Here is an 18,605-nt window from a genome sequence, read left to right as displayed (position 1 = left end):
ACGCACGAACAATTAACTCAACTTTTTTGCAACAATGATTGTTTTTCGATCTAGTTATGCTCTATTATGCTCGATAACGAAAACAAACGAACTTTAACTCATGAGGATCGCGAGTAATGGAACAAACAAACGACCCATATAGCTATGACTTAATTGTGATAGGCGGTGGTATAAACGGAGTAGGTATTGCTGCAGATGCAGCAGGCCGTGGCCAACGTGTCGCCTTGTTTGAACAAAACGATCTCGCCAGTGCCACCTCCTCTGCCAGCTCTAAGTTAATACACGGTGGTTTACGCTACTTAGAACATTATGAGTTTCGCTTGGTGAGTGAAGCACTGAAAGAACGAGAAGTATTATTGAAAATGGCTCCTCATTTAGTCGAGCCAATGCGCTTTCGTTTACCGCATCGCCCGCACTTGCGCCCATGGTTATTAATTCGTATGGGTTTGTTTCTTTATGACAACTTGGCGAAACGCGGCACGCTTCCCGCTTGCCAAGGATTAAGCTTTGGCCAAAACAGTGTGCTGAAAAAAGACATTACCAAGGGCTTTGAATACTCTGATTGCTGGGTCGACGATGCCAGATTAGTGATCAGCAATGCGTTACTCGCCGAAAAGCATGGCGCTTATATCGCGCCCCGCCATAAAGTGATTGCCGCAAAACGAGATGGCCAACACTGGTTGGTAGATGTACAAAATACCCACAGTGGAAAACAGCAACAATATCGCTGTGCAACCCTAGTGAATGCTGCAGGCCCTTGGGTTCAACAATTTATCGAACAACACATGCAGCAAACACCGCCGCGCAAGATTCGTTTGGTGAAAGGCAGCCATATTGTGGTGCCCAAAATTCACAACGAACAGCAATCTTATATATTGCAAAACAGCGACAAACGGATTGTATTTGTCATCCCTTATCAACAGGAATACTCGCTCATTGGCACCACTGATGTGGAATATAAGGGCAACCCTTCTGAAGTCGCCATCTCAGACGAAGAAGTCAATTATCTTTGTGATGTGGTAAACCAGCACTTTAAGCAGCAAATTGCCCCTAGTGATGTGCTACATACTTTCTCGGGCGTTCGACCTTTATGCCAAGACGAGTCTGACGACCCGTCTGCAGTGACTCGTGATTACACGTTAGAGCTGAGCGATGAAAGTGATGGCGCGCCACTGCTATCAGTATTTGGTGGCAAACTCACCACCTATCGAAAACTAGCCGAAGCAGCCTTAGAGATGCTGGCTCCGCGTATAAAAGATTTGGGTCCCGCTTGGACCAAAGCGTCGTTCCTACCTGGCGGGGCAATCCATAGCAGCATTCAGAGTTTTATTAAGTTACAGCAAGCCGAGTCAGACCTGCCAGCGGAGCTGATCGCTCGCTGGTGTATGCAATACGGTAATCGCGCCAAGCAACTGTTACACGATGCGCAACAGCAGGGATTAGGCGAGTTGTTTGGTGGCAACCTCTATCAAATAGAAGTGGATTACCTGCGCAACAATGAATGGGCCAGTGAACTTGATGACATATTGTGGCGCCGAACTAAACAAGGTTTGAAGTTTGATGCCGAGCAGCAGCAAACCCTGCAGAACTATTTGGCGAGCAAGCTTTCCTTAACCGCTGTAGAGAACGGTACTGTCGATTCGGTAAACGTTGACTAAAGACCCAATCTTGCTCAAGAAGTCCTTTAGAACTTCTTGAGCTTTTTTATCATTGCTTGACCAAAGCATGTTTGAAACACTACAAATCAATCCTAAAAATAACGCTTTAAACAGCATTTTTTACCAAAACCATACATTCACCTACGCTTTGCTCCTTTCTTTACACGCCCGGCACAGTTAGACTTCATCCACTTTAGTATGGATATGCTGACTAGAAATAATGAATCAGGAATTTTTGCCCCTAAGCCGCCCGGCGATTGAGCAGCAAGAAATAGATGCGGTAGTCGACGTACTTAAATCAGGCTGGATTACCACCGGTCCGAAAAATGCCGAGCTAGAAACCGCGGTAAAACAATACACTGGCGCTGAACACGCCGTGGCCTTGAGTAGCGCCACCGCAGGCCTTCACCTCACTTTGGTCGCATTAGGCATAGGCCCTGGCGATGAAGTGATTACCCCGTCAATGACTTGGGTATCCACCGTTAACCTGATTACCCTAATGGGCGCCAAGCCGGTATTTGTAGATGTTGATGCAAATACTTTGATGACCACCGCCGACCGTATTGAAGCGCAAATCACCAATAAAACCAAGCTGATAGTGCCCGTTCACTACGCTGGCGCTCCTCTCGATCTAGATGCTATTTATGCCTTAGCTGAACGATACAACATTCCCGTGGTCGAAGATGCAGCCCATGCTATTGGTTGTGAGTACCAAGGCAGGCCCATTGGTAAAACCGGTAACTGTATTTTCTCTTTGCATGCTATTAAAAACGTAACCACTGCAGAAGGCGGTATTTTTACTACCAATAACGCTGAACTGGCTGAGCGAATTCGCCGCTTAAAGTTTCATGGTTTAGGTGTTGATGCTTTTGACCGAGAAACCCAAGGTAGAGCCCCTCAAGCAGAAGTGATTGAACCGGGATACAAGTACAACATGCCCGATATTTGCGCGGTGCTTGGTTTAGGCCAAATGCAGCGTTTATCCGAGATTACTCAACAGCGTCAGCAGCTAGTGGCACATTACCGAGAACTGTTGAGTGAAGTGGATGGCATTTCGCCATTGAGCGTTCCTGACTATTCACATACTCACTGCTGGCATTTAATGATCGTAAGGGTTGATAATGATGTGTGTGGCTTTGACCGCGACCAGCTCATTAGTTCGTTAAAACAACACGCTATTGGCGCAGGTATTCACTTTAAAGCCTGCCATAGTCAAAAGTATTATCGTGAAAATTACACAAGTCGATTCGGCGAAATAAACCCGAATTTAAGCAATACAGAATTTAACAGCCAACGTATTTGCTCGCTGCCGCTATTTCCTAGCATGCAGTTAAGCGATGTTGAGCGTGTGGTAACGACAATCACTCAACTTATTGGATCTTCTCATGAGGCATAAGCAAGAAATCAAATTCGTATCTATCGTTATTCCGGTTTACAACGAAGCTGATAGTTTACAAGAGCTGATTAAACGAACCTGCGCAGCCGCAGATACCATGGGCAAAGATTACGAAGTTCTATTGGTTGATGACGGCAGTAAAGACAACAGTGCCGACCAAATTGAAGCGGCCGCCGCTGCAGAAGGGAGCCATGTTGTGGGTGTCATCCTAAACCGTAACTATGGCCAACATAACGCTATTATGGCCGGTTTTGAGCATGTGCGTGGTGACTTAATCGTTACTCTAGATGCCGACTTACAAAACCCGCCAGAAGAGATCCCTAACCTGGTGGCCAAAGCAGAAGAAGGTTATGACTCGGTAGGCACTGTGCGTAAAAACCGCCAAGACAGCCGCCTTCGTCGCTACCCTTCAATGCTTATCAACAAGATTGTAAAACGCTCAACCGGCGTAGAAATGAACGACTACGGTTGTATGCTGCGCGCTTATCGCCGTCACGTAGTGGATGCGATGTTACAGTGCCACGAACGCAGTACTTTTATTCCCATTTTAGCCAACGGCTTTGCTCGCCACACCATCGAGATTGATGTTGAACACAGCGAGCGCCAACAAGGCGAATCAAAATACAACATTATGGGTTTAATCAACCTGATGTTCGATTTGCTAACCAGCATGACCACTGCACCGCTAAGAATGCTCAGCATAGTGGGCGGAGCCATTGCGGCTTTAGGCGGTTTATTTGGCCTAGTTTTACTCTTTATGCGCTTAGTTTACGGCGCTGAATGGGGCGTAGACGGGGTATTCCCACTATTTGCTCTATTATTTATCTTTATTGGTGCTCAATTTGTAGGTTTAGGTTTGCTTGGCGAATATATTGGCCGCATCTATTCCGACGTACGAGCACGACCGCGTTATTACGTTCAAGATGTGTTGGTAGGCGAAGCCACCAAACAGGCGCGCGATAGTAAGCCTGAATAAGTAACGATACGCGAAACTCATTTACCAATTATTTCTAAGGAATAAACCATGAAAGCAGTGGTGTTTGCTTATCACAACATTGGTTGTGCTGGCATTAAAAGTCTTCTCGACGCGGGCGTAGAAATTGCCGCAGTATTTACTCACTTAGACGATGGTAACGAAAACGTCTTTTTTGAATCGGTTGCTAAACTAGCGGCCCGTAACGGCATCCCAGTATTTGCCCCAGAAGATGTAAACCACCCGCTATGGTTAGAAAAAATTAAAGCGATGCAGCCAGAGGTATTTTTCTCTTTCTATTATCGCTCGATGATTAGCCAACCCTTATTAGATTTAGCCCCTAAAGGTGGCTTTAACCTGCATGGTTCTTTGCTACCACGCTATCGTGGCCGCGCGCCAGTAAACTGGGCATTATTAAATGGCGAAACTGAAACTGGCGTAACCCTACACGCCATGACAAGCAAAGCCGATGCTGGTGATATTGTTGCTCAGCAATCGTTAAGTATTAATAGTGACGATACTGCTGCAACCTTGCATAGCCGACTCACCGAGCTAAGCAGCCAACTACTGGCTAAGGCTTTACCACAGCTAGTGGCAGGTAAACACACCCTTACTCCACAAGATGAAAGCCAAGCTACCGTATTTGGTCGCAGAACGCCGGCCGATGGTGAAATTAAATGGGCGGAAAACGCATCAACTATCTTTAACCTTTGTCGTGCGGTAACTGAACCCTTCCCTGGCGCCTTTACCTTCTTGGGTGAGCGCAAAGTAATCTTCTGGAGCACCACTGCTAGCGAACAAGAATTTGATGCAACGCCAGGTACCATTGTAGCCACTGCGCCGCTGACCATTGCCTGTACTCAAGGCTCATTAGTGGTTAATGCCGGCCAAACCGAAAACGGCTTGTACTTAAACGGAGAGCAACTGGCTGGTGAAATGCACCTAGTAGCGGGCATGCGTTTTGGCCCACAAGCCAGTGCCGTAATTGCAGCAAAACGTCGCCAAAAAGTACTGATTTTAGGCGCCAATGGCTTTATCGGTAACCACTTAACCAAGCGCTTACTAGATGACGGCAAATACGAAATCTACGCAATGGACATGAGTGCTAACCAAATTGAGCAGCATTTAGAGCACCCTGATTTTCACTTTGTCGAAGGTGACATCACCATTCATAACGAATGGATTGAATACCACATTAAGAAGTGTGACATTGTGCTGCCACTGGTAGCGATTGCCACCCCCATTGAATACACCCGTAACCCGTTACGTGTATTTGAACTGGACTTCGAAGAAAACCTAAAGATTGTGCGCGAATGTGTGAAATACAATAAACGCATTATCTTCCCGTCAACCTCAGAAGTATACGGCATGTGTACTGATGAAGAGTTTAACGAAGACAGTTCGCCGCTAATTACTGGCCCAATTAACCGCCAGCGTTGGATTTACTCAACCTCGAAGCAGTTATTAGACCGCGTGATTTGGGCTTACGGTAAAAAAGACAACCTTAAGTTTACCCTATTCCGTCCGTTTAACTGGATGGGCCCACGTTTAGATAGCTTGAACTCAGCGCGGGTTGGTTCTAGCCGTGCGATTACTCAGCTAATTCTAAACTTGGTTGAAGGTACGCCAATTAAGCTGATTGATGGTGGTGAACAGAAACGTTGTTTCACTGACATCTCGGAAGCCATTGAAGCCTTGTTCCGTATTATCGAAAACAAAGACGGCTTGTGTGACGGCCAAATCATTAACATTGGCTCGCCAGACAACGAAGCCAGTATTAAACAAATGGCTGAAACCCTAGTGGATAAGTTTGACGCACACCCACTCCGTGAAAAATTCCCACCGTTTGCCGGTTACCACTTAGTAGAAAGTAAAACCTTCTATGGTGATGGTTACCAAGATGTTCAGCACCGCCGTCCAAGTATTCGCAACGCCAAGCGCTTACTTGATTGGGAACCTAGCATCATGATGGAAGATACCATCGAAGAAACCTTAGACTTCTTCCTTAAAACAGCCGTTGACGAGTAACAATGAGTTCGAAAGATACGATAAAAGTTGGTTTAAGAATTGATGTAGATACCTTTCGTGGCACGCGTTTAGGCGTGCCCAAGTTATTAGACATTTTTCAACGCCACAACATTAAGTCGTCATTTTTCTTCACCGTTGGACCCGACAACATGGGGCGCCATATTTGGCGCCTTTTACGTCCAGCCTTCCTGAAGAAAATGCTCCGCTCTAAAGCCGCTAGCTTATACGGCTGGGATATCATTTTCCGTGGTACTTTTTGGCCCGGCCCAGTGATAGGCAAAAAGCTCGCATCAGTCATAAAAAATACTGATCAAGCCGGCCATGAAATTGGCTTACACGCATGGGACCATCACAAATGGCAAATGAAAACTGACAGCATGTCGCAAAGTGAATTAGGCAATGAAATTCGCAAGGGTTATCAAATGCTGGCGGGCATTACCGGCAAAGACGTGCAATGCAGTGCGGTAGCAGGTTGGCGATGTACCGACACAACTCTTGATGAAAAAGAAGCGTTTCCGTTTCGTTATAATAGCGACTGCCGAGGCGAATCTATTTTTGTTCCTAAACCAGGCATGGCGCCACAAATCCCGGTGACCTTACCCACCTACGACGAGTTAATTGGTCAAGAAGGCGTAGACGAAAGTAATTATAACCAAGCCATTCTAGATAGAATTAAAGCCGATAGCTTAAACGTGTACACCATTCATGCAGAAGTAGAAGGCATTGTTTGCGCTGAAATGTTTGAGCAACTGATTATTGCCGCCAAGCAACAAAACATTGAATTTGTGCCACTGTGTGACTTGCTTGACCAAGATTATGTGTCTTGGCCACAAGATAGCATTCTTAATATAGAAATGGATGGACGCGAAGGTTGGTTAAGCCATCAAGCGTCGCTTATTCGCCCTCAAACGCCTTAAATCAGGAATAACCATTAGCATGCGCCACTTACGAATCAACCTAGCCACTTGGGTGCCCATCTTCTTTATTTTGCTCTACCTATTACCTTTAGGTATGCGTGATTTATGGTCACCCGACGAACTACGCTACGCCGAAATTTCACGTGAAATGGTCAGCAGCGGTGATTGGGTAGTGCCGCGTTTTAACGATTTACGTTATTTCGAAAAACCGGTAATGGGTTATTGGATGAATGCGGTATCGCAGTTGGTGTTTGGTGAAACCAATTTTGCGGTGCGCGCGGCGTCGGCCTTTAGTGCCTTAGGGGCAGCATTTTGTATTTTCTTGTTGTTAGCCCGCTTTGCCTCACGGCCGGTAGCTTGGTTAACCTCAGGCATTTATTTAAGTATGTTTATGGTGTCGGGGGTGGGCACCTATAGTGTGTTAGACAGCATGCTGAACCTCTGGCTTACCGCCAGTTTTACTGCGTTTTACTTTGCCATTCGCAGTGAAGAAATGCGGCAACGCGCTAAATATTATGGTTTGGCTGGTTTCTATTGCGGGTGCGCAGTATTAACCAAAGGCTTTTTGGCATTGGCTTTGCCGGTGCTGGTAGTTGTGCCATACATGTTATGGACTAAACAATTTAAGGTGCTATTAAAATGGGGCTGGTGGGTAATGCTGCTTGCCTTGCTCACCTGCTTGCCGTGGGCCTTAGCAGTACATGCCGCTGAACCTGATTATTGGCATTACTTCTTTTGGGTGGAGCATATTCAGCGGTTCTCCGCCGAAGATGCCCAGCACTCTGCGCCAATCTGGTATTACTTGCCATTTTTAGCCGCTGGCGTACTGCCGTGGTTATTTTGGTCACCCAGCGCCATTAGCCACCTAAAAGGACAAATGCATTCTCCGTTGCTTCGTTATGCCTTGTTATGGGCAGTATTGCCTTTGGTCTTTTTCTCTTTAGCTAAGGGCAAGCTAGCTACTTATATTCTGCCAATTATGGCTCCGCTAGCGATTTTATTTGCCTTTGGTATTCAGCAAGCTTTTGCTAAATCCTGTAAAGGTTTAAAGTGGGGAAGCTACTTAAACGCGGCCTTATTTGCCCTACTCGCCATAACCACGCTAGTATTACACTTCACTGGAAAACTGCCCTTAGATGCTGAAGAGTCTTACCGCCCTTGGTTACTGTTTAGTATTTTCGGTTTCTGGTCTGCAATGGCCGTGGTAGCGATAAAAGCCAATAGCCTCAACAGCAAAGTGGCCAGCTACATGTTAATGCCGCTGGGATTATTTATGTTGGCATGGGCAACCTTTCCTAATGTCAGCATCTACTCAAAAATGCCGGCTAAATTTATGCAGCAAATCTCTCACTTGGTAGAGCCCAATACTGTATTAGTGGCAGATTACCCAGACACTATGTCGGCGTTTAACTGGTACTTTAAACGTGAAGATGTTTACTTAGTGGGTCAAAAAGGTGAAGTAAGATACGGCCTAGAGTATCCCGATGCTCAGCACCGCTACATTGAAACTAAAGCGCTAGCTAGATTTATTGAGCAACAACGGCAACATGCACCAGTGATGATTTATTATCGCGATAAACCCGATATGGGCGGTGAGTTACCAGACACTACTCAACGCATAGATAAAGGTCGCTACACCGTGCTCTATTATCAAGCGTTAAACCAATAATGCTTGAGTGGTTATTGGTGGTGGTATCCATTAGTTGCAGCTCGTTGAGCCAATATTGGCAGAAACGCGCGGCGCTGTTGTTTGCTGATCAACCTGAGTTAAGTACGGTAAGCAAATTGCTATCTAAGCCTTTGCTACTGGGCATTATGTTTTTGGCCTTAGGTGCAGTGTTTTGGCTAGGTGTGCTCAGCCAATGGGATGTATCCGTTGCTTACCCATTACTTAGCAGTAACTTTGTGATCATGTTACTCATTTCTAAATTTGCCTTTAACGAACCGGTCAGTCGTCGCCAGTGGTGCGGAGTTACCTTAATAATGCTGGGTGTAGCGATTCTTGGAGGAGCAAGCCAATGGCTTTAAAAACTGAGCCAAGAAGCGTGGCCTTAGCATTGCTAAGCGTAGTGTTTATATCGTTGGCCCAGCTTGCTATGAAATGGGGAATGAGCCAGCTCGCTCTTCATTTTTCGGCCTTAAATGAGCTATGGCATACCCAGCAATACTTCGATGTACTGAGCAATTACCTTGCTTATTTTGTTAGTGTATTTGCAGGCTTAGCATTTTATGCGCTGTCGATGGTATGGTGGGTTTTGGCGTTAAAACGATTAGCCCTTTCGGTGGCATATCCATTATTAAGCTTAAGTTACGTGATCGTTTATTTTTCTGCTATTGCTTTGCCGTGGATTGGCGAAGCCTTTAGTTGGGTGAAAGCCTTAGGCATCGTCTTTATTTTGGCTGGCATTGTCTTGGTATTTCCTCGAACTAACACAAAAAGTAATACTTAACACCAGCAATACTGCGGCTTTCGCCAAAAGGGGTGAAGCCTACGCTATTAAATGTGCGAATACTCAAGTATTGTTGCTATGTCTATCTGTATTACTATTGCATTAAATTAGTCGCATGGAGTTTGCGCCAACATGAAACGCTTTTTTGACCTACTTGCCATCTTATTGTTACTGCTACTGGCAACTTCGGTCTTTTTCTTGTTTTCTTTTCACCCAGATCGCTACAAAAGTGATTTTTTGCATTGGTTTAACCAACAAAGCGATTGGCAGCTCAACTATAAAAATACCCAATGGTCCTTGAAGCAACCTTTAAGCCTGCAAGCATTTGATCTAGAACTGGCGAAGTCTGGGCAGGCAGCTATTTTAGCTAAACAAGCAACACTTAATTTTGCCTTAATGCCTTTGTTACAGGGCAACATTAGCCTTGATAGCTTATCGATTGATCAGGCACAGATTGCTCTAACTCAGCAGTTATTCGACGCCCCAGCCGAACCAATAGCCACAGAGCAACAATCAAACAACCCTGTTCTAGCTTGGCTTGACAGCGTAGAACTACAACAGGTTATTGTTAAAGATAGTGATTTTATATGGCAAGACGCTGAGCAACCCTATCGTTTAGAACGCTTTGAACTGGCCATTGAAGATTGGCAAATTGACTTAAACAACCCCAGCCCTAAACAATGGCAATTTACCTTACATAGCTCGGCACAATTGTTGGTCACGCCTTGGCAAGAAATCGCCATGCCACAGCTAAGCTTGGCCTATGCTCAAGAACAGTTGGTGATTGACCATATCGGTGCCGACCTTTTACAAGGCTCGGTATATGCTTCTGCAGAGCTGAGTAATAAACAATTACGCATTCGCGAAGTGGCCTTAAATAGCCTGCGTTTAGAGCATTTTGCAAATCAGCAGTTTGGCACAACAGATGCTAATTCAGAGCCGCAAGAGCCACTCATTCTGCCTGAGTTAGACTGGCTTGATAGCATTCAAGTAGATAACTTATTGCTGAACCAAATTAGTTTGGTATCGCAAGTCAATGGCCACAACTTAGTACTCAATAAATTCACCGCAGAAGTCGAAAACTTTCAAAGTCCCTGGCCATTTGATCAACAAGCCTTTGAAGCCGATTACGCATTTATTGCCGACGAATTTGGCATAGATCATATTCAGTTTAACGACCTCACTGCGAGTGGACGCGTGGCACAAGGGCAATTTTCCTTAGCTGCCTTGCGGAGTCAGTTGTTTAAAGGCCAACTCAGCTTATCGCTAAGCTATGTATGGAAGCAACAAGCCTTAACCCTGCATCAACTGGTATTAGCCAATAACGAAATACCTATACAGCCCAATTGGTTACCACAAGCCCCAACAGATTCTGGCGAAGATTCGGTGCAGCCCAGCACTGAGCTCGGTGCTCCACTCCAACAATTCAATATTGAACAGTTGGAGCTACAGCAAGTTAAACTACTTTCTTACGCTGACCAGTTCCCCTTTTCTGCCACCGGCCTTAACGTAGAGTTACGTCAATTAGAGTTAATAAAAGACGGTAAATGGCAATCGGTAGATGATATTTGGCAAGCTCGAAGCCAAGTATTTGTAGAAGCACCAGAGCTAGCTTACCGCGGCATGGTACTAAGCCATGTGAGTATGGATTTAGGGTCAGATCAACAGATAGGTTACTTCAATCTCTATGGTGAACTACCTTTAGGCCAATTTGAGCTGCAAGGGCAAGCGTTATTAGACCAAGAAAATAAACCATGGCAAGCCGAGTTATCAGGCTTGTTACTCGACGTAAGCCCACTAGCCCGCTTGGCAAACAACCGCGATTTTAGTTTAGTGGGGGATTTAGAACTGGCCGGAAAGTTACGTGGGAAACTGAGCGACTTTGGCGCTAATATCGACGGTTCAATCGACTTTCATAGCCAGTTATTACAACTGCCAGGTGCCGATTTAGAAGTGACTTTAGATCAAATTATCGAAAGCCCGCGTCAATACTTTGAAGACCCCAACCCACTCATTTCGTCAGGATGGCCTGTTTTTTGGCAAAATCCACGTAGCTTGCCACAAGGGATTACCCAATTTACTAATCTAGCCTTAAGTGCTGAACTTGAGCAGGGAAAACTGCGCATTGCTCCCCAGCCTCTACCGGGCTTGCGTTACCAGCTTACCTTAGCTGGTGAAGTAGACTTAGCTAAACAACGTTTTAACGACTTAAAACTGGTCGTGGCCGATCAGCCTTGCTGGCGTTTAGTGCACTCCATCACTGGTCAATGGAGCCAACCCGCAGTGAGCTTCGATCACTATCTTTCACCTCGTCGCTACTCGGTAGACCAACAAGATTTTGTTAGAGCACCTAGCATTCCTCAGTGTCGTTATCCTCTAGCAGGGCAAGTAAGCCAATAAGTCTAGAGTTGTATGGCTAAAGGCTGATGCTGAGCTTGTTCAATAAAACAATCTCGCAAAGGGTTCTGGCTACTGTCTTTACGCCACACAAAATTGAAGGTTCTACGCATATCTAAGCTAGGTGTATTTAAGGCTATTAACTCACCCGCTTGAGTCGCCTGTTCTACGCTACGTAGTGGTAAACAACTTAAATACGCGCCATTAGCCACCAGCGCGATTAAACTCGGCACATGGCTATATTCTCGCCACACTTTTAGCTTGGTAATTTTGCCATGAATCGCCCCGTTGAAAATATCTCGCGTTCCAGAGCCCGCTTCACGTAATACCCATCTTGCTCGACTAAGTTTGGCTAAGTTCACTTCTTCATGAGCCGCTAGAGGGTGCTGCTTACCCGCCACTACTACTAACTGGTCTTCACACCAAACTTGCTGAGCAATTCGGCTGTCGCTGCAATGCCCTTCTATAATGCCAAGTTGCAAACGATAGTCGAGCAAACCCGCTAGCACCACTTCGGTATTGCTGATTTGTGGGTGAATCACCAAATCAGGATAGTCTTTATCTAGCTTAGCGATGATTTGCGCAAGAAAGTATTCCGCGATAGTTTGGCTAGCGCCAACAGTAAGCTCTCCGCTTATCACTTGCTGCCCAGCAAAGCCCTGCATAATGTGCTGACTTTCCATTAACACTCGCTTGGCTCGTGGGCGCAACCAGTGGCCCCAATGATTGAGTCGTAGTCGTTTGCCTTGGCGTTCAAACAAACGTTGTCCCAGACCGGTTTCCAGTTGATTTAAAGCCATACTAGCAGCGGATTGAGTCATGGATAGTTGCAGTGCAGCGGCACTAACACTGTGGGTTTCGGCAATGCATACAAACACCGACAGCTGTTTAAGACTAAAGCGATACAGATGCTGCATATAAGATTTCCTGATGAACTCAACAAAGTATATTCAGTACTCTAATATACCTCGTTAGCACTAAAAGGAAACTGCCTGAGAAGAAAGGGTTAGCTAGAGCCTTTTGTAGGAAGGAACCAACTTAAGAATCAAGGTGAGTTTTCGGCAAAATAACATAAAAACCTTTAAATTCAGCGGCGGTTTTATTGTTATGGCAAACTTGCACAGTGACAGTCATTTTGCATTTTTTCCCCTCTAACAAGGGTAACAAGCTGCCTTTCATTTGGCTTTTCTTGACCTTGGCAATAGCGTCTTGGTCAATCGCTTTACGGTGTTTTATCTCACCCTTAGCCAATACAATATCTCCAGCAAAGCCATGTTCTTGCAGCATCAACCAAATCATTCCCCAACCCGACAATACCGCCTGGCTATATATGCTGCCGGCAAACATAGTGGAATGCGGATTACCGTTTCCGGCAATAGGTAATTTGGTAGTTAGTTCGTTGCCGGTATATTGATGTAGTCGAACGCCCATTTTTTCACTTAAGGGAATTTGTTGGTTAAACATTAACTGTAAGGCAGTACATAACTTAGGTTGACGAACAAAACGGTGTTCTGGAGATAGCTCTTTCACCATTTGTTGCACTTTGATTTTTACTTTATCAAAGGTAGGGTCGCCAGCAGGTTCAAAGCCACAGCTAGTAAAAAAAGCCTGAGCGTCACCACGGGCATTGACTACAATACGCTCTACGCCTTCATCATGGGCCGCTTCTTCTAACGCCAACATCAACAACGTTCCTAAACCGTGTTTACGTTGCTCAGGGCAAACCGCTACATGTCGAATAAGTGCTTCTTTATTATCACTTAAAAACAAGCGACCAACCGCTAAAGGGTCACCTCTGTTATCACGAATCATGCGATGAATACTGTGATCATCATAGGCATCTCGCTCACTACCGAGTGGTAGCTGCAAAGGTTTGTTCAATACTTCCCAACGAAATTGATAATACTTATCCATTTCACCAGACGCATCTGGGCAAATCACCTTAAACATAGCTATTCCCTTATTGCTTATCAGCCAAACCCACGGCTGCAGCGCTGTGTCTTATTATGACACTTATCATCATTAAAAATTCATCACCCAATACCAAGTATTATCATTAACCTGGAGTGCTAACTTTACATATTGCACCTAATCGCAACAATAAACCAACACTTAACATGGTAGTTAGCATGTCCATCACACTGTGGTAGTTCAGCCACCACATCAGCGCCAAATAAGCGAAATAAATGGCCCAAGACACCAAGCGCCGACGAGGCCTAGCCAAATGAAGTAACACTTGAAGACAAAAAGCTAGCGCAGTATGAGTGCTATAGTCCAAACCCCAGCGTGGCCACCATGAATAATGGAGATCTATTAGCATCAACCCGTAAGTGCTTGCTAAGCCTACCAGTAATAACAAAAGACCATTTTGAAACTTTTGCTGTTGCTCCTGCTTTAAGCATTGAAAAGCGATAAGCACTAATACAAGCACCAACAATGGTGTGTATAAGTCGGCAACTACAGCCAAAAACTGCGTCATAGTAAAAACCCATTAGCTCAGTCTAAAATGGCCATCAGTTTACTATTGCCCAGCGGAACAATATACAATGATAAATTGGCCAATCTAGTCCTTAGGAATTTGCTCAGTGTTAAAGAAAAGCATAATGGCGCTAACCACACTCGTTGCCATAACTTGTGGTGCTCAGTACCTAAGCCATTCGCAATACCGCCAGCAGGTGAAGCAAATCGTGGCGGACTTCAACCAGCAGAATGAGTGGCAATTAAACCAAACTGTATTGAGCAGCAACTGGTTTCAGCAACAAGAACAATGGCAACTTACAGGCAACCTAAGCCAGCTGGGTTTAGATCCCCAGCCAATTGAGCTTCACGTCATTCAGCAAGTTAGCATCTGGCCGTTATGGCTTGAAGGAAAGTGGCAAGTTGACCCCGAGCAAGCAAGTTATCAGCAGTGGTTAAGTGACTTAAACCTTACAGCAGTTCCACATTTAGGAACCTGGCAAGCTAACTTGCTCAGCCAGAAGTTACAGCAGCAATTGCGGGTAGATTCTTTTGAACATAACTACACGGAGTTAGCACTTAGCTTTAAGCCCATGAGCATTTCTACGGTTAGCGATTTGTCCTTTCAGCAAGGTGAGGCAACGCTTAGCTGGCAAGGAATGGAATTGCTTGATAGCCAACAAAATGGTGACCACATTCACTTAGGTAAAGTGGAAGCCAGCGAAACCTTTAGCCAGCGTCAGCAATGGACATTAGTAGAAAATGCCAGTTGGTCTGTCGAACAGTTACGCCTTCAATTAGGCCAAGGTGAAACCCTGCTGAAGTTGCAGAACCTTTCAGTAAACAACAACTTTAGTGAAATTAAGCAGAATGCCTATTTAAGTCTAAATACTGAGTTAAATAGTTTCATTTTAAGAGAAGGGGCTGAAGTATTTCAGCTAGACCAATTACTACTGCGCTCTAGTTTAGGCGGTGTACCGATGCAAAGCTTAATTCAGCTGGCCCAGTCAAAATACACCTCACTCAGTTCTGATGAGCGAGATGTATTGGTGCAGCAAGCAGTATCAAATGGTATTGAATGGCAGTTAGATACCTTAATGTTTGAGGTCGACTCGAGTTATAAAAGCTTACCCTTACAGGGCGATATTAACCTAGCAGGCAAAGCGAAACTGCTACCTTTCAAACTCGACCAAGTAAGCCGCCCGATACAGCTATTGCGCTACATAGATTTAAATTTGGTCATAGATGTTGGCGACCAGCTGTTTAATCAAAGCCCTTTATCTGCTTATATTCTCGCCCTACGCAATGCCGGGTACTTGCTACATGAAGAAGGCCGAGATCGCAGCGAACTGATCTTCAACGACAATGAATTCACCATGAACAGCATGCCAGTTAATTAAGTGTGAAAACACTCTCTCCTCTCAACGCCGCTGAAGTCAGCTTGCTGACAATCACACGATAAAATCTTATTGAATGGTTCATGCAGTCTAAATCTGGCAATGTGCGCTTAAGTAATCCGCACATTAGACCTCAAACTTGAGACAAAAAAATGCGGCGATAAACGCCGCATAAACAGGGATTAGAAAAAAACACACTGGTATTACACTACTGTTGCTGCTGTTTCTTCAATTGCTGCATAAAATGAGACTGCGCTTTTGTCGAACCAGCTCGCTCTGCCTCCTCGACTAGGTTTAAGGCCCTAGTAAGGTCATCCTGTGCTACTGCTTTACTAATTTGATCTAGATAAAAAGTCTCTGTATCACTTAGCATATCTGCGCTTGGCGCTTTAGTAGCAGCTACCGCGGTGGTAGTGGCTACTGCAGTAGCGGCCGCTGCATCTGCTTTAACTGGAGCAGCTTCAACGGGCGTTAAATTTTGATTGGGTTCAGCCGAAGTAACAAACGACGAACTGAATAACACTTCGCTAAAACGAATATCTAGGTTACCTATCGGAGAATGTTTTGAATAATATTTAAAGGCCGAAGGTAAACCACCACCGGTTTTTTCTTCGTAAACAACTTTAGGATCAATCAGTTCGGTTTTACCGCCATATTCAGTGGCTTTACTGTAAACCAATAAGTAACGTGCTTGTTTGGCTTGCTCAGGTGTGATGGCCTGCTGCATAGATAAAAAGCCTTCCGGGTCTAATGTAGTACTTTCAATTCGAAGCACCTCATTCAAACCTTGATCATAAAAAATCGCGGTAGGTACAAATACGGTGCGCGCTACAAGACTATCTAAATGAAAGGTAAATTGAGAGATATCATCAGGGATCAGTAAGGCTGCGGTATAAGAGTTACCTTCAGGAAATTGAACTACTGGTGACTTTTCAGTGACATCGATACGATTAGTTCTGTCTAAAGACAATAACTGATATTGCAGCTGTGAGGGTAGCTTTGGAGAAACACTTGAAGATTGTAAGTTGGCTGCTATTTTTGCCTCATCGGCAAATTGAGCCCCCCAAGTTCTAAACGGGTCAGTGACTTCTAAAGGCTTGTCATTGCTAGAACTTGAACACGCGCTAGCTAAAACACAAGCAACTACTACCGTTAATACTTTTTTCAAATTTCCACCTCTTAAATGCGGGCGCTAACACCTTAGCGCCCACTCCTTGGTTTGAGTACCTATTTAAACAGTACTCAGCTTAGCTGGATTTACCACCAAGCTTCAACCATGGCACCCACTTTTGTTACGTCAACCGTCTCTTTTCCATCAGTTTTCACTTCACCTGTTACAGCGTAGAAGCGAACAACTGGGCGTGACCACATGAAGTGACCCACTTGGAAGTTTTGCGACAAGGTGATTTTCCATGCGTCACTTTTGTTTGCAGAGCCGCCAACATCTGTGCGCTCGGTAAAGTGAACACCCGCTTCTAGAGCAGTAGCCATGTACTCAGTCCAGTGATGCTGAGGACGAACAGCAACGGCGTATTCAACTTTTTCGTCGAATGAGCAACCAGTTTGCTTACAATCGACTAACAAGTAGTTAGCGTTGTATTCCATGGCTGTCATTTCGCCAAAGTTAACTGCACCGTCTAAGAAAGCACCGTAAGAAGCGGCTTTTTTATCTTCATAGTTTGACCAGTTTTGGCCCGCTGAGTTAGCAGAAATCAATGCGGCAGCGTCAGTTTCGTAACGAGCAGCAACTTGGAACCAACCATTGCTTAAACCTTGACGGTAAGAAGCAAATACCTGCCATGCATCATTGTTTTCAATGCGGTCAGGGTTAGCTGCATCATCTATATCCCCAGTAGTAAACGCGTAGTTACCACGGAATTTAAGAGCACCTTGCTCACTCACTTTAATATCATGCAAATTAAAGGCTAAAGAGTTAACTGAACCCTTTTTATTTTCAGGAGTTGTACCACCACCACCTTGTGTCCAACCTAAATCAAGTTGAGCAAAACCAAGGTTTAAGTTATCAACACCGGCACCAGAACCATCGGCACTAAGCATGAAGTAATCGCTCAAGCCACCTTGTTCACGACCGTAGAAACGTTTACCAGCCCAAACATAAGCATCTGGTTGTGAAGCAAAAATACCTTTACCACCACCGTAGAACTGAGCTAAACCGATGGTATCGCCCCAAGTAGGCGAGTAACCAGGAGTGTTAAGCATAACGTTCATGTCAAATTTAGCATCGCCATTCTCAAAACCTTGAGAAAGCATAAACTCCATCCAGTTGTCTTCGTTACCAAGACGACCTGCACCATTAATTTCACCGTGTTCGCCTTTTAGCTGAACAATTTCGTCGCCCGATGCTTCTAAAGCATAGCGGCCGTAACCAGAAAAATTAGGGGTACCCGCGAACGAGCTAAGAGAGGTTGCCGCTGACGCGACTGCAATTGCAATTGTAAGCGCTTTCACTTTCATTTTGTTCAACTCCGTGTGAATCTTGAAATTTTATTGGAAGCATTTTTTATATATGGCGAACTAGCCATGGTTAAGAAGTATAAGACTCAAAATTAGATAAATAAGTGACCAACATCACTAATGAAAGCGCTTGCAAAAAACAAGGATCACAATTTAAACAAAATTAGAACCTATAGTTTCATGAAATATAGTGAAATAACCCCATGCAACATGAAAGCAGTTTCACGGATAAACCATTGTTATTTATGAGTTATTCATCTAGAGAAATAAGGTGCTGTATACTTATGAAACAAATGATGTTTTTTCGCATATTCACTTTTGTTACAAAAACTAAACTATGTGAGATGAATCAAATAATTGTTTTCATCTGATGTTTTTTACACTTATTAGTGCATCAATAAGTCTCAATACCTATTATTAATTAGTTAAAATGAAGCTTTGAGTTGATAAGGAAAAA

At 44.6% G+C, this 18,605-nt stretch carries 15 protein-coding genes; 10 read left to right on the top strand and 5 right to left on the bottom strand.

All coding sequences use genetic code 11. From position 1 onward, the window contains the following. Positions 1–116: 116 nt before the first annotated feature. The 9 genes from glpD (at position 117) to ACLD71_RS07055 (ending at position 11,822) form a co-directional block, all read left to right on the top strand. Entirely contained in the window at positions 117–1,658 is a 1,542-nt protein-coding gene (glpD, locus tag ACLD71_RS07095) for a glycerol-3-phosphate dehydrogenase (RefSeq protein ID WP_411993824.1), read from the top strand. Positions 1,659–1,878: 220 nt separating this feature from the next. Then, complete coding sequence (arnB, locus tag ACLD71_RS07090; protein ID WP_137672417.1) at positions 1,879–3,054, top strand: UDP-4-amino-4-deoxy-L-arabinose aminotransferase; 1,176 nt, start codon at positions 1,879–1,881, stop codon at positions 3,052–3,054. Continuing rightward, positions 3,044–4,030, top strand: a complete 987-nt coding sequence (gene arnC, locus ACLD71_RS07085; protein WP_137672418.1) for an undecaprenyl-phosphate 4-deoxy-4-formamido-L-arabinose transferase — start codon at positions 3,044–3,046, stop codon at positions 4,028–4,030. Before arnB ends, arnC begins: the two co-directional genes overlap by 11 nt. A 48-nt stretch (positions 4,031–4,078) precedes the next feature. Further along, entirely contained in the window at positions 4,079–6,055 is a 1,977-nt protein-coding gene (arnA, locus tag ACLD71_RS07080; RefSeq protein WP_411993821.1) for a bifunctional UDP-4-amino-4-deoxy-L-arabinose formyltransferase/UDP-glucuronic acid oxidase ArnA, read from the top strand. Positions 6,056–6,057: 2 nt separating this feature from the next. Then, on the top strand, positions 6,058–6,972 hold the full coding sequence (gene arnD, locus ACLD71_RS07075; RefSeq protein WP_411993819.1) for a 4-deoxy-4-formamido-L-arabinose-phosphoundecaprenol deformylase: 915 nt from the start codon (positions 6,058–6,060) through the stop codon (positions 6,970–6,972). Between the two features lie 19 nt (positions 6,973–6,991). Further along, a complete protein-coding gene (arnT, locus tag ACLD71_RS07070; RefSeq protein ID WP_137672421.1) occupies positions 6,992–8,641 on the top strand; it encodes a lipid IV(A) 4-amino-4-deoxy-L-arabinosyltransferase in 1,650 nt (549 codons plus the stop codon). Beyond that, positions 8,641–9,000, top strand: a complete 360-nt coding sequence (locus ACLD71_RS07065; protein ID WP_137672422.1) for an EamA family transporter — start codon at positions 8,641–8,643, stop codon at positions 8,998–9,000. The genes arnT and ACLD71_RS07065 overlap by 1 nt, the downstream gene beginning before the upstream one ends. After that, positions 8,991–9,422 carry a 4-amino-4-deoxy-L-arabinose-phosphoundecaprenol flippase subunit ArnF gene (gene arnF / locus ACLD71_RS07060; RefSeq protein WP_411993817.1) on the top strand — a complete coding sequence of 144 codons (432 nt, stop codon included), beginning with the start codon at positions 8,991–8,993 and terminating at the stop codon, positions 9,420–9,422. The genes ACLD71_RS07065 and arnF overlap by 10 nt, the downstream gene beginning before the upstream one ends. Before the next feature lie 132 nt (positions 9,423–9,554). Beyond that, positions 9,555–11,822: an AsmA-like C-terminal region-containing protein gene (locus ACLD71_RS07055; protein ID WP_411993815.1), complete on the top strand. Its 2,268-nt coding sequence runs from the start codon at positions 9,555–9,557 to the stop codon at positions 11,820–11,822. A 2-nt stretch (positions 11,823–11,824) separates the two neighbouring features. Here the strand turns inward: ACLD71_RS07055 and ACLD71_RS07050 are convergent, their stop codons facing one another. The 3 genes from ACLD71_RS07050 to ACLD71_RS07040 all read right to left on the bottom strand — a co-directional run bounded on the left by ACLD71_RS07050 (position 11,825) and on the right by ACLD71_RS07040 (position 14,298). After that, on the bottom strand, positions 11,825–12,736 hold the full coding sequence (locus tag ACLD71_RS07050; protein WP_411993813.1) for a LysR substrate-binding domain-containing protein: 912 nt from the start codon (positions 12,734–12,736) through the stop codon (positions 11,825–11,827). A gap of 121 nt (positions 12,737–12,857) precedes the next feature. Further along, positions 12,858–13,769 (bottom strand): YiiD C-terminal domain-containing protein, encoded by a 912-nt coding sequence (locus tag ACLD71_RS07045; protein ID WP_411993812.1) that lies wholly within the window; start codon positions 13,767–13,769, stop codon positions 12,858–12,860. A gap of 106 nt (positions 13,770–13,875) precedes the next feature. Beyond that, complete coding sequence (locus tag ACLD71_RS07040) at positions 13,876–14,298, bottom strand: hypothetical protein (RefSeq protein WP_411993811.1); 423 nt, start codon at positions 14,296–14,298, stop codon at positions 13,876–13,878. 124 nt (positions 14,299–14,422) lie between these two features. Here ACLD71_RS07040 and ACLD71_RS07035 point away from each other — a divergent pair, with 124 nt between their 5' ends. Continuing rightward, on the top strand, positions 14,423–15,676 hold the full coding sequence (locus ACLD71_RS07035; protein ID WP_411993809.1) for a hypothetical protein: 1,254 nt from the start codon (positions 14,423–14,425) through the stop codon (positions 15,674–15,676). Positions 15,677–15,881: 205 nt separating this feature from the next. Here ACLD71_RS07035 and ACLD71_RS07030 read toward each other — a convergent pair whose 3' ends face one another. Next, positions 15,882–16,841, bottom strand: a complete 960-nt coding sequence (locus tag ACLD71_RS07030; RefSeq protein WP_411993807.1) for a MalM family protein — start codon at positions 16,839–16,841, stop codon at positions 15,882–15,884. Between the two features lie 89 nt (positions 16,842–16,930). Further along, the gene (locus ACLD71_RS07025) at positions 16,931–18,148 is read right to left on the bottom strand and encodes a carbohydrate porin (protein ID WP_137672430.1); all 1,218 of its coding nucleotides are present in this window, start codon (positions 18,146–18,148) and stop codon (positions 16,931–16,933) included. Positions 18,149–18,605: the final 457 nt, after the last annotated feature.

Source organism: Agarivorans sp. DSG3-1, from assembly GCF_046774965.1.
GTDB lineage: Bacteria > Pseudomonadota > Gammaproteobacteria > Enterobacterales > Celerinatantimonadaceae > Agarivorans.
This window is presented reverse-complemented; position numbering and strand designations above follow the sequence as displayed.